The organism is Ruminococcus flavefaciens ND2009, from assembly GCF_000621785.1.
GTDB classification, from domain to species: Bacteria; Bacillota; Clostridia; order Oscillospirales; family Ruminococcaceae; genus Ruminococcus; species Ruminococcus flavefaciens_C.
The window spans coordinates 167,662-181,539 of the sequence record NZ_JHXI01000010.1; the positions used below are offsets into that span (position 1 = coordinate 167,662).

The window sequence follows — 13,878 nt, forward strand, 5'->3', positions numbered from 1 at the left end:
CTATCCTTTGTTATTTACCTTTTCTTCCCTCGATAAAGCCTGTAAGGCAGTCTGTGAAGATGGCCTTCAGGCGGTCGTATGAGAAGTATTCAAGTCTTTTCTTCTGTCCCTCGATGAGACTTCTGCGGAGCTTTTCGTCCCTTACAACTCTGTCGATGACAGCCGCCGCGAATACGGGGTCATTGCTGTCCAGAAGGACGCCGCTTCCGCCGAGAGTCTCGGAAATAGCGCTGGTATCATAGGCTATTATGGGGACTCCGAAGAACATCGACTCCACCAGGGGCACGCAAAGTCCCTCATGCTCGCTCATACAGACAAAAGCGTCAGCCACATGGTAATACGCCAGTATCTCGCTGAACTTTATATGTCCCGTAAATATTACATCGTCGCTGAGTCCCAGTGCGCCTGCATACTTCACAAGGCGCTCGTTGTAGTTCTCCATGCCGTTTGCGGAGCCCACAAGTATGAGCCTTGAATTCGGCTCCAGCTTCTTATAGCAGTAGTAGGCTCTGATGATATTCTCCTGTCTCTTGTTGGGAGCTATCCTGCCCACGAATATGATATTCTTCTTGCCGTCGCGGTACTTCTTCATGGTAGCCTCGTCGGGAGCCTGCTCATAGTCCTCGAACTTTGTCAGTGAGGGACTGATGTCAATGGGGCAGGTATAGCCCAGCCTTCTCAGCTCCGATTTGTTGTAGTTGGACACTGCCATGACATAGTCCATCTTGTCCCGGAGGTACTCCACGCCCTTGTAGCCGTATTCCGTCAGCTGTGTGGCTGAGGGGCTGTAGGGACGGAAGAAGTCGGGGGGAGTGATATTGTGGTATATCATAGCCCTGCGGCACTTGTAGCTGTCTATCTTGAAGGACAGGTCCGTGCCTGTGGACTTGTGGTATATGAGCACATCACTGCTTTTCAGGTCAGTGAGCTTATCCGCCTTTATGGCAGAGCCCTCGGGGAGGCGCTTGTCGATATTCTCGGCGTATATAGCGGTCTCATAGCCCAGACCTGCTATTATCTCCTTGAGGGCAAGAGCGTCGTTTCCCACTCCGTCGCCGAAGGAAAGTGTGGGAAGGAGCTGTACCACCTTCATCAGGAGTTCTCCTTTGAGATGAGTCTGCGGAGCTCCGCATTCTCGCGCTCCAGCTTGTCAAGTCTGATGAGGAGCTCCTTGTTGGCAAGCTCAAGGGTCTCCACTCTGCCGCCCAGGTCTGCGCTTCCGCTCTCCGCAAGTGACTTCATTACAGTTACCGCATTGGCGTTGAAGTCGTTCTGCTCAAACACAACAGGTTCAACATAGAACTTGGTCAGCTTTCTGATGACCTTCTTGATGAAAACCTTTACGGGATTGCCCTGAAGCTCCTTGTAGGGCTGTATATAGTAATGGGTGCTGACATAGTCCAGCGCCTCGCTTGCAGAGCCGCTCTGGGCGTTCTTCCTGTAGGGAACGTCCTCGAAGCTGAGCATATCCGCAGTAAGTCCCTGCTCCTTTATGCTCTGCTTTATCTCAGCCATTATCTCCTCTATATTTATCTTTTCGTTTTCCATAGCTTATCCTTTCTTTACAGCCACAACAGCGTAGTCCTGACTTCCGAATATCATCTCGGACACGCGCTTCATCGCCTCATTGAACTCCTCTGTATTCTCTGCTCCATCGCATTTCAGGGCAGGGATACTGTAGGGGGGACGGCTGTTCTCGGTATATATTATCTCCACATCGGTAAAGCCTGCCTTCTCAAGGTAATACTGCATGGTGAGAGGGTGTACGGGCTTTATATGGGAGGGGTCTATATAAAATGCGTTGGTATATATGGACAGTGAGGTGGGGTTGGGGGTCTCGATGATGATACAGCCCCCCTCCTCCAGACGGTCATAGGCAGTATTGCACAGGTCGATTATCTGGTGGGGAGTAAGGTGCTCCACCACCTGTCCCACGAAGATACCGTCCACGCCCTCGGTCTTTCTGAGGAAGTCCGCACCGTCGCCGCAGACGGCTTTCAGCCCCTTCATATTGCAGTATTCGGTGTAGGGCTCGTATATATCCACGCCCTCGGCGTTTATGCCGTTGTCCTTCATGAGGGACAGGAACTCTCCCCTGCCGCAGCCTATGTCAACAACGTGCTTTTTGCCGCTGTAGAACCGCAGATAATACTCCTGAGCCTTCTTTATGCTCTCTATGGAGCCGCGGAAGTGGTTCTCGAAGTCAAAATAGTCGATGTCCTCATAGTCAGAGCCGCTTCCCGCAGCCGCAGCAGATGCCTCCGCAGGAGCAGATGCAGCGTCTGCGGACTGAACGACTGTGCCCTTCAGCTTCTTTTCCACCGTGCCCAGCTTGCTGCGCAGGAACTCCTCCTCGCTGGTTAGCCGCTCGATGAGGTTGTTGTTGTTCCTGAGATTTACACAGGCAGACTCAAAGTCGCTCCTGAGTGCGGAAAGACTTTCCGCAGCAGCTCCCTGAGAGTCGCCGAAGCGCTTTTCCAGCTCCGCCATATCCCTGTCAGCCGCCTGAAGCCCTGCAAAGAAGCTGCCGAAAAGCTTTCTTTTCAGTGCTCCTTTCAGTCCCTTCTGATTGTTTATACTTTCCAGAAACTGTGATATATTGCTCATTTTTTACCTCTGCAAATTCCATGTGTGGTCAACGCGGGCGATACCCGCATCGCCGTATGCCGATATCATCTGTATTTTGTATGCCTGCCTGTAGTAGTCCACAGGTATGCCCTCGCCCTGTTCTATGGCTATATCTATCATATACTCTCCCGACAGCAGCTGTACGTTCTTCATGGTTATCTCAGCGGTGCCGTCCTTGTCGAGTGTCATCTCGGGGAGCTTGTCTATCCTTGTGTTGGTGCCGTAGCACTGTACGCCGTTCATATCGAAGATACCGAAGCCGATAACAGCGTCCTTCACGGGCTTTTTCACGGTGTAGTCAACGGTGAGCCTTATATCCTCGCCCACTCTGAATACGGACTGCTCCGTGCCGTCCGAAGCATAGGAGCGTATCCTCTTTATACGCGCCTCGCCGCTTCCCCAGCGCTTGCCCTTCTCGTTCCCGGCAGGCTCCTCTGATTCGGCAGCCTCCTCTGTCTTCTTGTTGCTGTCCTGCATCTTCCTGCTCATATAGTCAAGGTACTCAAGGTCTATCTCCTTGGGCGGACCCTCCGCCTTGATAAGTCCCTCATGTATCCATATTGAGCGGTCGCATATCTGCTCTATCTGTCCCAGAGAGTGTGACACGATAACGATGGTGGTGCCATGGGACTTTATCTCCCTGAGCTTGTTGAAGCACTTGGACTGGAAATTGGCGTCGCCCACGGCAAGTATCTCGTCGATGAGGAGTATATCCGCGTCCACGTTTATAGCTACGGAGAAAGCCAGTCTCATATACATTCCCGAGGAGTAGGTGCGGACGGGATTATCGATGAAGTCCTTCAGCTCCGAGAAGTCGATTATGCTCTGTATACGGGAGTCTATCTCCTTTTTGTTGAGACCGAATATAGCGGCGTTGGTGTAGATGTTCTCCCTGCCGCTCATATCGGGGTGGAAGCCTGCTCCCAGCTCGATAAGGCTGGAGACTCTTCCCTTCATCTTTATGCTTCCCGAATCGGGGTACATTATCCTTGTCAGCAGCTTCAGCGTGGTGCTCTTGCCGCAGCCGTTGTGACCGATGAGACCTATCGCCTCGCCCTTCTTAACAGAGAAGCTTATGCCGCGGAGCACCTTTCTCTCCTCATAGCGGCTCCTCTTGCGGAAAAGCAGTCTCTCTTTCAGCTGCGAGCCCTTGTCCAGATACACCTTGAAGCTCTTGGTGACGTCCCTGACTTCTATTACATTCTCATTTTCAGCCATTACAGTTCCTCCGCAAAGTGCTTCTGGAGCTTATTGAACACCAGAGCTCCGATTATAAGGAATAATACTCCCAGACCAGCCGCCCAGAGCAGCGTGGTAAGGTCGGGGACCTGCTTGTCGTAGAGCACCGTTCTGTAGCAGTCGATTATATGTGTCATGGGGTTGAGATTGAATATGGGAAGGTATCTCGGGGGCACGATGGACTTTGAGTACACAACGGGAGTAAGATACATCCACGCCATGGAGACAATGCCCAGGATATGCTCCAGGTCCCTGAAATAGACGGTTATCGCCGAGGTCAGCAGCGCCATTCCCAGCGCAAAGACATACTCCACTATCATTATGACGGGAAGGGTCAGCACCGCCAGGAAGTTTATGCCTGCTCCCGTTACTATTATGACCGCGAATATGACTATGAAGCACAGCAGCATATTCACAAAGCAGCTTGTGACATAGGAAATGGGTATGACCATTCGCGGGAAGTATATCTTCTTCACCAGGTCTTTCTGCGCCACTATGGACGCTGCTCCCACCGTAATGGAGGAGGAGAAGAATATCCAGGGTATCAGCGCCACGAAAAGGTAAAGATAATACTTGTCAATGTTATTGGGAAGTATCTTCGAGAAGACTATCGTGTATACTATCAGCTGGAAAAGAGGATTTATAAAGGTCCACAGAAAGCCCAGCACCGAGCCCTTATAGCGTCCGCGGAGGTCCTTTTTCACAAGGCTGAATATCATCTGTCTGTAAGCATACAGCTCTTTTATCGTACTCATTTATTGCTCCTTGAAAGGCGTAATGACGGAGTTTCCGCCAAATGCGCATAAAAATCCATAGTATCATTTAATTATATCACAAGCGCATTATACTGTCAAGTACAATGGTGCTCATTCGTCGGTATAATGCAAAAAACGGACCTTTTGGGTCCGTTTTTGTCACTTATGGTATTTTCCGCCCTCAGCTATCTGGAATGCGCGGTATATCTGCTCCAGCAGCATCACCCTTGCAAGCTGGTGAGGGAAGGTCATTTTAGACATGGAGAGCCTGAGGCTGCCCATGGACTTTATTTCGGGGTCAAGACCGAATGAGCTTCCGATTATGAATGTGACGGTGCTCTGACCGCTGACGCCTGCCTCTGTCATCTTTTCCGACAGCTCGGGGCTTGTGAGCTGCTTTCCCTCTATGCACATGGGTACTATCATGCCCTTGGCATAGCGCTTTATCTGCTCCGCTTCCTTTTTCAGTGCGGCAGCTATCTCCTTATCGGAAGGGTTGTCCCCCAGTCTGCACTCGTCCAGCTCATGGAGCTCAAAAGTGCAGTATCTTCCCAGACGCTTGATGTATTCTCCGCAGGCACTGCGAAGGTAGTCCTCCTTCAGCTTTCCGATAGCGATAAGTACGATATTCATCAGAAAATAACTGCTCCTCCCTGAGTTTCTACGGGAGCTACTCCGAGGAGATAGTCCCTTCCTCTTGCGAACCTGTCCAGACTTCGCTGAACGGTGCTGTCCGCAAGCTGCGGACGGTTATTGTCCTGACTGAGATGTCCCAGCAGGAAATGTGTAGTTCCCCGCTCTATGAGCCTTCCCACCTGCACAGCGCAGTCATCGTTGGAGAGATGACCGTTCACCGAGAGTATCCTCTCTTTCAGATACAGCGGGTAAGGTCCCGTGCGGAGCATATAGTCGTCGTAATTGGCTTCGATGAGCACCATGCGGCAGCCCGTCAGAGCCTCGTCCACCTCCTGTGTGACGTGCCCCAGGTCCGTGCATACAGCGCAGTACTTGTCATCGGAGGTATGTATGCGGTAACCGCAGCTCTGTATGGCATCATGTGGAGTGTTGAAGCAGCTCACCTCACTGCCGCCGCAGCTTATGGTCTTTCCCGTCATGTCTATAACGGGAGAGTTCACCGCGATCTTGTTGCCGTCGCAGAGCCTTTGCAGGGTGCGCTTCTGCCCGTATACGGGCATACCTGTCTTCTTTGTCAACATTGCCAGCCCTGCGATGTGGTCGGAGTGCTCATGGGTGATGAACACTCCCTGCACGGCGCTGAGAGGTATGTGGTTCACCTCCAGAGCGGTGCAGAGCCGTCTGAAGCTTACGCCGCAGTCTATAAGTATACCGCCTTTTTCAGTTCCGATAAACGAGGAATTGCCCTTGCTGGAGCTGAAAAGGGGATAGAGTCTTGCCATTGGATATTCTCCGTTCAGTTTTTAATTCATAATTCATAATGCATAATGCTTAATTGATGTGTCGGCTTACGCCGACCTGTTTACAAGATCAATACTATCTGCCATAAGGCAAAAACTTTAATTATGAATTATGCATTCAGCATTATGCATTCAGTCACAGAACTATTAATTGATCTTATTAATTTCAGTGCCCTGACGGGTCTCCTTTACCTCGTAGCCCAGAGCTGCTATCTTGTCGCGGAGCTCGTCTGCGAGGGCGAAATTCTTGTCCTTGCGTGCAGCCTTGCGCTGCTCTACAAGCTCCATGACCTCATCGGGTATGTCATCGGAAGCGGAGTCCGCATTGTCTGCAAGCTCCTTTGCATTGGCAATGAGGTCAAGTCCCAGTACCTCATCAAATTTCGCAATAAGAGCCAGCTTTGTAGCTCCGTTTGCCTTTGACTTCAGAACGTCATACACAACAGTAATAGCCATAGCTGTGTTGATGTCGTTATCCAGAGCGTCTTTGAAGCTCTGCATAAGGCGGTCGTATTCAGCCTTGTCAATATCGCCTGCACTGTCCTTTGTGAGGGGGGCTATCTTCTCGATAAGCTTGTTGTAAGCCACAACAGCGTTGTCAAGGTTCTCCCATGTGAACACAAGGGACTTCCTGTAATGTGACTGTAAGCAGAAGAAGCGGTATACCACAGGCTTGTAGCCCTTTTCCTCAAGGAGTGATACTGTCAGGAACTCGCCCTTGCTCTTGCTCATCTTGCCGCTGTTGGTGTTGAGGTGGAGCACATGGAACCAGTAGTTGCACCACTTATGTCCCAGATAAGCCTCAGACTGCGCTATCTCGTTGGTGTGATGAGGGAAAGCGTTGTCGATTCCGCCGCAGTGTATGTCAAGGTACTCGCCGTTGTTCTTCATGCTTATGCACGAGCACTCGATGTGCCAGCCGGGATAGCCAACGCCCCAGGGGCTGTCCCATTTCAGCTCCTGATCGTCGAACTTTGACTTGGTGAACCAGAGAACGAAGTCAGCCTTGTTGCGCTTGTTCTCGTCAGCCTCAACGCCCTCACGGACGCCGACTGCAAGGTCCTCCTCGTTGAAATCGTTGAAAACGTAATACTTCTCCAGCTTTGAGGTGTCGAAGTAGATGTTTCCGCCTGCCTCATAGGCATAGCCCTTGTCCATAAGGCTGCTGATAACGCGGATAAACTCGTCTATATAGGTAGTTGCGGGAACTACTGTATCAGGCTTCTTGATATTGAGCTTTTCGCAGTCGCCGAAGAATGCGTCTGTGTAGAACTTTGCTATCTCCATGACAGTCTTATGCTCACGCTTTGCGCCCTTGAGCATCTTATCATCGCCTGTGTCACCGTCGCTGGTCAGATGTCCTACGTCTGTGATGTTCATGACGCGGTTCACCTCATAGCCCTCGAAGCGGAGAGCCTTCTCCAGTATATCCTCCATGATGTAGCTTCTCAGGTTGCCGATGTGGGCGTAGTGGTATACGGTAGGACCGCAGGTGTACATATTTACCTTGCCCTCCACATTGGGCACGAATTCTTCCTTTTTGTGTGATAATGAGTTATATAACTGCATACTTTTTCCTCCAGAATCTATTTTGTAGGGACGCCCATCGGGCGTCCGCATTTATTCACATTTTACTGAGATGTGTTGGACGTCGAGGACGCCGTCCCCTACAGATCAATTATCGTTCATGCAGCAATTACGCATCAAAACGACCATATCTCGGGCGGGGGATTTTTTATCTTCAGCTTTGAGAAATAGCCCAGCATTACCAGAAACTCGGGGATAACGCGAAGCCCGTCGCGGTAGTAGGCTCCCATGCGCTCATTGTCCTGCGCGATGCCCTTGTAGCTCTTAGGGCAGGAGAAGGTCCAGTCCGCGGTGATACTGTCGAAGTTGAGCCTGAAAAAACCCGAGGGGCTCTCCTCGCCCACAGCTTCAAGAAGTGCGATATGGTCGCCCACGGTCTCTGCCGCCCCCACATAGGCTGTGCTGCCGTCAAGGCTGACTGCGCCGAGAAGCCTGCTGTCGGACTTCATAGCCTCATCGAAAGCCTCGTCAGAGGGATATTTAATAATATTCATCTCCGCCTCCTTACAATACAAAAGCCCCCGAGGGTATACCTCGGAGGCGCAAATGCTCGTTCCCACTCCGTCTTGAACTCATCTTATCCTTAACGCGGACGAAACGCCGTCAGATACACACGCTCATGCGCTTCCCTGCCGAAGCTGACAGCCGCACTTCACCTCTCCCGACCGTGTACTCACACCGACCGCACACTCTCTGAATGTCCGCAGAAAAGCTACTCTGACTGCTACGCCTTTTGGTTATTGACGGTCAGCCGTATAACTATGCACTACGCACTGACCACTTATCACTATTATATACCATAGCGCAGGGTTTTGTCAAGACTGAAAAGGGAAAGCGTAAATATGAACAAATTGTAAACATTTTCTCTTCCACTTGACTTTGCACCTGCAAAAGTTATATACTTGTTTTAGCACTCTAAGAGATAGAGTGCTAATTTCACTATGGAGATGTTATAAATGGAAACCAAACAGTTCAAAGCAGAGTCCAAAAGACTTCTCGATATGATGATCCACTCGATCTATACTCATAAGGAGATCTTCCTCCGTGAGCTTATCTCCAACGCCAGCGACGCTATCGATAAGCTGTATTTCAAATCACTCACCGACGACAAGGTCGGCCTCAATAAAGACGATTTCGCTATCTGGATCTCCGCCGACAAGGACAGCCGCACACTCAAGATAACCGATAACGGTATCGGCATGACCGAGGAGGAGCTGGAGAACAACCTGGGTACTATCGCAAACAGCGGCTCATTCAAGTTCAAGAACGAGAACAAGCTTGAGGACGATAACCAGATAATCGGTCAGTTCGGTGTAGGCTTCTACTCCGCGTTCATGGTAGCCAAGAAGGTCACTGTCATCACCAAGGCTTACGGCAGCGACAAGGCTTATCAGTGGGAGTCCGAGGGCGTTGACGGCTATACCATTACAGAAGCCGACAAGAAGTCCGCAGGTACCGAGATAATCCTGGAGCTCCTTGACGACACCGAGGATGAGAACTACACCGAGTTCCTTGACCAGTACAGGATCAAGTCACTCGTCACCAAGTATTCCGACTATATCCGCTTCCCCATCAAGATGGAGGTATCACACAGCCGTCCCAAGGAGCAGTCCGAGGAGGACAAGGAGGCTAACAAGCCCCTTGAATATGAGGATTACATCGAAGTTGAGACCCTCAACAGCATGGTGCCCCTGTGGAAGAAGAACAAAAACGAGCTCAAGGAGGAGGACTACAAGCACTTCTACACAGAGAAGTTCTTTGATTACAACGAGCCTCTCAAATACGCTCATATCAGCAATGAGATGCCCTCATATAATGCCCTGCTCTACATTCCCTCAAAGGCTCCCTTTGACTATTACTCAAAGGAGTACGAAAAGGGACTCCAGCTCTACTCAAACGGCGTCCTCATCATGGACAAGTGCGCAGACCTGCTCCCCGACTATTTCAGCTTCGTAAAGGGTCTTGTGGACTCCGAAGACCTGTCACTGAATATCTCCCGTGAGATGCTCCAGCACGACAGACAGCTGAAGGTCATCGCAAAGAGCATAGAAAAGACCATCAGCAACGAGCTGAAAAAAATGCTCAAGAACGAGCGTGAGAAGTATGAGGAGTTCTGGAAGGCTTTCGGCTTACAGCTCAAATACGGTATATACAGCGACTTCGGCATGAACAAGGAGAAACTCCAGGATCTGCTGATGTTCACCTCATCAAACGAGCATAAGCTTGTAACACTTGACGAGTACGTTACCGCAATGCGCGAGGATCAGAAGTACATCTACTACGCAACAGGCGAGAGTGCAGCCCGTATCGAGCAGCTCCCCCAGACAGAGCTTGTCAAGGACAACGGCTTCGAGATACTCTATCTCACCGACAATATCGACGAATTTGCAATAAAGTCACTGATGAAGTATAAGGACAAGGAATTCAAGTCCGTATCCGCTGACGATCTGGGGCTTGACACTCCCGAGAAGAAGGAGGAACTCAAGGCTAAGGAGGAGGAGAGCGCAGACCTGCTCAAGGAGCTCCAGGAGGCTCTGAACGGCAAGGTAACAAAGGTAGCTCTCTCACAGAGACTGAAGTCCCACCCTGTATGCCTCACCAGCGAGGGCGAGATCTCACTGGAAATGGAGAAGGTGCTCAACTCCATGCCCACCGACCAGAAGATACACGCACAGCGTGTCCTTGAGATCAATCCCGACCACGAGATCTTCGGCAAGCTGAAGTCACTCAGCGAGGGCGGAGACAAGGAAAAGATCGGCAAGTACGCAAAGCTCCTCTACGATCAGGCGCTCCTTATCGAGGGCATGAGCATAGAGGACCCCGTAGAGTTCTCAAACCTTATCTGCGAGCTGATGTAAGCAGACGTCATATAAAAATAAATTCCCCCTTTGCGGAAAACCTGCAAAGGGGGATAATTTATTATATTCGGTTGTAAAAATGATTATCTCCAGGTGAAACAACGGTCACTGATATAGCATGCCAGTATAATAAGATCATCACCATCAACATTTCCGTCAAGGTTGAGATCAGCTCTTCTCAGTCCTACATCACTTACCATTACAGTACTGTCTTCAGCAACAAATCTTCCTAAAACTATCTGGTCGGAAATGTCTACATATCCGTCATTTGTAACATCGCCCCAATTTACGTACAGAGAGCTGATGTCTCCCAGTGCATAGCGAGCGATAAGTACATGGTCGAATGAGTTGATAACACCGTCAGCGTTAACGTCTGCTGCGATAAGGTTGATCTGATCTGAGCCGAATCCTGTACCAAGTCCGTCATTAACATAATCATATACTGTATAGGCATCGTAAATATCAACTTCTCCGTCACCATCAGCGTCACCGTACAGATTATAACCTAATGTCTTTTTCCTTACATAGTCTTTCGCAAGAACTGTATCGGCAGATGTAACATAACCATCGCCGTTTACGTCTGCTTTGATCTTCTGTCTATATGTCAGATTTGCGCCATTGTTTCGTGCTGCATCGCGGATAAGATTAACATCTGCTGTGGTCACTTTCCTGTCACCGTTGAGGTCGCCGAAGTAGTACTTGGGCTCGTCCCAGCCTGCGGGAGCTGCGTTTGCTGTAAGAGAACCTGCCATGGGGATAGCTGCCATAACAGCTGTAGTAATTGCTGCTGCGATTTTTTTCATTGTCTTATTCATTGTCTTGATTCCTTTTCAGTTATTTAGTAAAACGTAAATTATAAATATAGTGTTGAGATTGCGCAGTCTCTATCTGCCATTGTACACCGCGGGAAAGAAAATGAGCAGAATGTTGCACACGGTTAACAACTATTTCGTACAAAATATATTAAACTGTTGAATTTATTTTCGCATAATCATCAAAAAATAAGACGGTATATAAAAAACGGTACACCTTCGTGTACCGCTTTTCTTATGCGCTCTTTTTTCTGAGTGTGCGTTTAACTATGCCCTTGAGGCGCTCACAGGTGTCCTGGGGGAAGTCCGTGATGAACTTTATCGCCTGCTCGTGAGCCTCCTCCTTGGGAAGCTTCAGGAACTTGTGGAAGAACATATACACCTCGTTGAATGATGAGAATATCTCGTTAACAGCCTTTTCGCCCTCGGGGGTAAGTACCACGCTGTTGCAGAAGTCCTCATACACATATCCGCAGTTTGCCAGGCACCTGAGCATCTTGCTGACGCTGGGTCTGGAAACTCCCAGATGACGGGATATAGTTACACAGCGGACATACTCCTCTGTGTCGGACAGTTCCTTTATAGCAACCAGATATTTTATCTGACCTGCACAGTGTTTCATTTTTTACTCCTTTCAGAAATACAACGGCTCATTTATCAGAGTCGATAAGGTGCCAGTAGCCCTTGAGATATACAGCTCCCGAGATAACGGTGAGAACGGTGGATATCCATACCAGAACGGGAACGAGGATATTGTCCACAGCGTTTCTGAAACCGTCGGGGAAGTCGATACTGAGATCGAAGCAGAGACACAGCCAGAACAGTATAGCCACGATAGCTACCATGGTAAAGGCTGTCTTCAGCTTGCCCCAGATACCTGCGGCAACCACCACACCGCTGTTAGCGGCGAGGAGCCTGAGTCCCGAGACCATGAATTCCCTGGCGATGATGATGATGAGCGGTATTGCTCCCATGTTCACCTCGCTAAGCTCCACAAAGACCGTAAGTGCGGCGATTACCAGGACCTTATCCGCAAGGGGGTCCAGGAACTTTCCGAAATTAGTTACCAGATTGCGTTTTCTTGCTATTTTTCCATCGAGAGCATCCGTAATGGAGGCTGCTGCGAATATCACCAGAGCTATACCATAGTGGAAGGGTATGTCGATGTACATAAAGAGCAGAAAAAACGGTATAAGTATGACTCTCAGCAGAGTCAGCTTATTTGGCAGATTCATTTGCTTATCACCTCTCCTATAAGGTCGTAATCAAGGGTATCGGTGATCCTGATCGTGACGTATTCACCGATCTCAAGGGGCGTTTCGGACGTAAAGAACACCTTTCCGTCAATGTCGGGAGCGTCCAGGGGAGTTCTGCCGAACCAGCACTCGCCGAACCTGTCGAAGCCCTCCACCACGGCGGTGAGCTCCGCGCCCATGAGTTTTTCGTTGTTTTCGCAGCTGATGAGCATCTGCTGCTCCATAATTATGTCAGCACGGTGAGAAGCGGTCTCCTCATCTATCTGATCGGGCATATCGTAAGCCTTTGTGCCCTCCTCACGGGAATACGCAAAGCAGCCCAGCCTGTCAAAGCGGACTCTCTTCACGAACTCAGCCAGCTCCTCGAACTGCTCCTCGGTCTCTCCGGGGAAGCCTGTTATGAGGGTAGTCCTGAGTATGATGCCGGGCACCTTTTCGCGGATATGCCTGAACAGCTCCTCCAGCTTTTCGGTGTCGCCCCAGCGGTTCATTTTACTGAGGATCTCCCCGTTGCAGTGCTGAATGGGTATCTCCAGATACTTCACCAGCTTATCCTCTCTTGCGATAACGTCAAGGAGCTCGTCGGTAATGCGCTCGGGATAGCAGTAAAGGGTGCGTATCCAGCGTATACCCTCAATTTTGCAGAGCTCGGTGAGGAGCTCCGGGAGCTTCTGTTCGCCGTAGAGATCCTTGCCGTACTGAGCGGTATCCTGAGCGATGACCACCAGCTCGGTAACGCCATTCTCTGCAAGATAGCGTGCTTCCCTGAGTATATCCTCCATGGGTACGCTGCGGAACTTTCCTCTTATCAGGGGGATAGCGCAGTAGGTACAGCAGTTGGAGCAGCCCTCGGCTATCTTGAGATATGTGAAGAAGGGCAGAGTTGAGATGACTCTCTCTCCGCTGAGCTCCGCGTCCAGCTTGGGCGCGAAACAGACGTATCTCTCACCTGCCATGACGCGGTCCAGGACGTCAACGATGTCCTTGGTATTTCCAATGCCTATAACAGCGTCTGCCTCGGGAAACTGCTCAGCAGCCTCCTCCTTGTACCTCTCAACGAGGCAGCCTGTGATGATTATCTTTTTAAGGGTGCCCTCCTCCTTGAGCTTGCCCAGCTCAAGAATGGTGTCGATAGCCTCCTCCTTTGCGGACTTTATGAAGCCGCAGGTATTGACTACTGCCACATCGGCAAGTCCGGGCTCTGTCACCAGCTGATAGCCGTGACTTCTCAGCTTGTAGAGCATACGCTCCGAATCCACAAGGTTCTTTGAACAGCCAAGAGAAACCATTCCCACCTTGATCGCCAT

General features: G+C 50.2%; 14 protein-coding genes. 1 reads left to right on the forward strand and 13 read right to left on the reverse strand.

Annotation, left to right across the window (positions count from 1 at the left end):
* Nucleotides 1-10: 10 nt before the first annotated feature.
* The 9 genes from T488_RS0102600 to T488_RS16800 all read right to left on the reverse strand — a co-directional run bounded on the left by T488_RS0102600 (nucleotide 11) and on the right by T488_RS16800 (nucleotide 8,139).
* Nucleotides 11-1,093 (reverse strand): glycosyltransferase, encoded by a 1,083-nt coding sequence (locus T488_RS0102600; protein WP_028519443.1) that lies wholly within the window; start codon nucleotides 1,091-1,093, stop codon nucleotides 11-13.
* Nucleotides 1,093-1,548 carry a hypothetical protein gene (locus T488_RS0102605; protein WP_028519444.1) on the reverse strand — a complete coding sequence of 152 codons (456 nt, stop codon included), beginning with the start codon at nucleotides 1,546-1,548 and terminating at the stop codon, nucleotides 1,093-1,095. The genes T488_RS0102600 and T488_RS0102605 overlap by 1 nt, the downstream gene beginning before the upstream one ends.
* 3 nt (nucleotides 1,549-1,551) lie before the next feature.
* Complete coding sequence (locus T488_RS0102610) at nucleotides 1,552-2,607, reverse strand: class I SAM-dependent methyltransferase (protein WP_028519445.1); 1,056 nt, start codon at nucleotides 2,605-2,607, stop codon at nucleotides 1,552-1,554.
* A gap of 3 nt (nucleotides 2,608-2,610) precedes the next feature.
* Complete coding sequence (locus tag T488_RS0102615; protein WP_028519446.1) at nucleotides 2,611-3,846, reverse strand: ABC transporter ATP-binding protein; 1,236 nt, start codon at nucleotides 3,844-3,846, stop codon at nucleotides 2,611-2,613.
* Complete coding sequence (locus T488_RS0102620) at nucleotides 3,846-4,622, reverse strand: ABC transporter permease (protein WP_028519447.1); 777 nt, start codon at nucleotides 4,620-4,622, stop codon at nucleotides 3,846-3,848. The genes T488_RS0102615 and T488_RS0102620 overlap by 1 nt, the downstream gene beginning before the upstream one ends.
* A 159-nt stretch (nucleotides 4,623-4,781) precedes the next feature.
* On the reverse strand, nucleotides 4,782-5,258 hold the full coding sequence (gene rlmH / locus T488_RS0102625) for a 23S rRNA (pseudouridine(1915)-N(3))-methyltransferase RlmH (protein WP_028519448.1): 477 nt from the start codon (nucleotides 5,256-5,258) through the stop codon (nucleotides 4,782-4,784).
* Nucleotides 5,255-6,040 carry an MBL fold metallo-hydrolase gene (locus T488_RS0102630; RefSeq protein ID WP_028519449.1) on the reverse strand — a complete coding sequence of 262 codons (786 nt, stop codon included), beginning with the start codon at nucleotides 6,038-6,040 and terminating at the stop codon, nucleotides 5,255-5,257. The genes rlmH and T488_RS0102630 overlap by 4 nt, the downstream gene beginning before the upstream one ends.
* 165 nt (nucleotides 6,041-6,205) lie before the next feature.
* The gene (gene cysS / locus T488_RS0102635) at nucleotides 6,206-7,627 is read right to left on the reverse strand and encodes a cysteine--tRNA ligase (protein ID WP_028519450.1); all 1,422 of its coding nucleotides are present in this window, start codon (nucleotides 7,625-7,627) and stop codon (nucleotides 6,206-6,208) included.
* Nucleotides 7,628-7,761: 134 nt separating this feature from the next.
* On the reverse strand, nucleotides 7,762-8,139 hold the full coding sequence (locus T488_RS16800; RefSeq protein WP_051536173.1) for a hypothetical protein: 378 nt from the start codon (nucleotides 8,137-8,139) through the stop codon (nucleotides 7,762-7,764).
* Nucleotides 8,140-8,601: 462 nt separating this feature from the next.
* On the opposite strand from T488_RS16800, the gene htpG reads away from it, so the two are divergent.
* The gene (gene htpG, locus T488_RS0102645) at nucleotides 8,602-10,503 is read left to right on the forward strand and encodes a molecular chaperone HtpG (RefSeq protein ID WP_028519451.1); all 1,902 of its coding nucleotides are present in this window, start codon (nucleotides 8,602-8,604) and stop codon (nucleotides 10,501-10,503) included.
* An 83-nt stretch (nucleotides 10,504-10,586) separates the two neighbouring features.
* Here the strand turns inward: htpG and T488_RS0102650 are convergent, their stop codons facing one another.
* The 4 genes from T488_RS0102650 to rimO all read right to left on the reverse strand — a co-directional run bounded on the left by T488_RS0102650 (nucleotide 10,587) and on the right by rimO (nucleotide 13,878).
* Complete coding sequence (locus T488_RS0102650; protein ID WP_028519452.1) at nucleotides 10,587-11,318, reverse strand: dockerin type I domain-containing protein; 732 nt, start codon at nucleotides 11,316-11,318, stop codon at nucleotides 10,587-10,589.
* Between the two features lie 232 nt (nucleotides 11,319-11,550).
* Nucleotides 11,551-11,937 (reverse strand): metal-dependent transcriptional regulator, encoded by a 387-nt coding sequence (locus T488_RS0102655; protein ID WP_028519453.1) that lies wholly within the window; start codon nucleotides 11,935-11,937, stop codon nucleotides 11,551-11,553.
* 28 nt (nucleotides 11,938-11,965) lie between these two features.
* A complete protein-coding gene (gene pgsA, locus T488_RS0102660) occupies nucleotides 11,966-12,550 on the reverse strand; it encodes a CDP-diacylglycerol--glycerol-3-phosphate 3-phosphatidyltransferase (protein ID WP_028519454.1) in 585 nt (194 codons plus the stop codon).
* Complete coding sequence (gene rimO / locus T488_RS0102665) at nucleotides 12,547-13,878, reverse strand: 30S ribosomal protein S12 methylthiotransferase RimO (protein WP_028519455.1); 1,332 nt, start codon at nucleotides 13,876-13,878, stop codon at nucleotides 12,547-12,549. The genes pgsA and rimO overlap by 4 nt, the downstream gene beginning before the upstream one ends.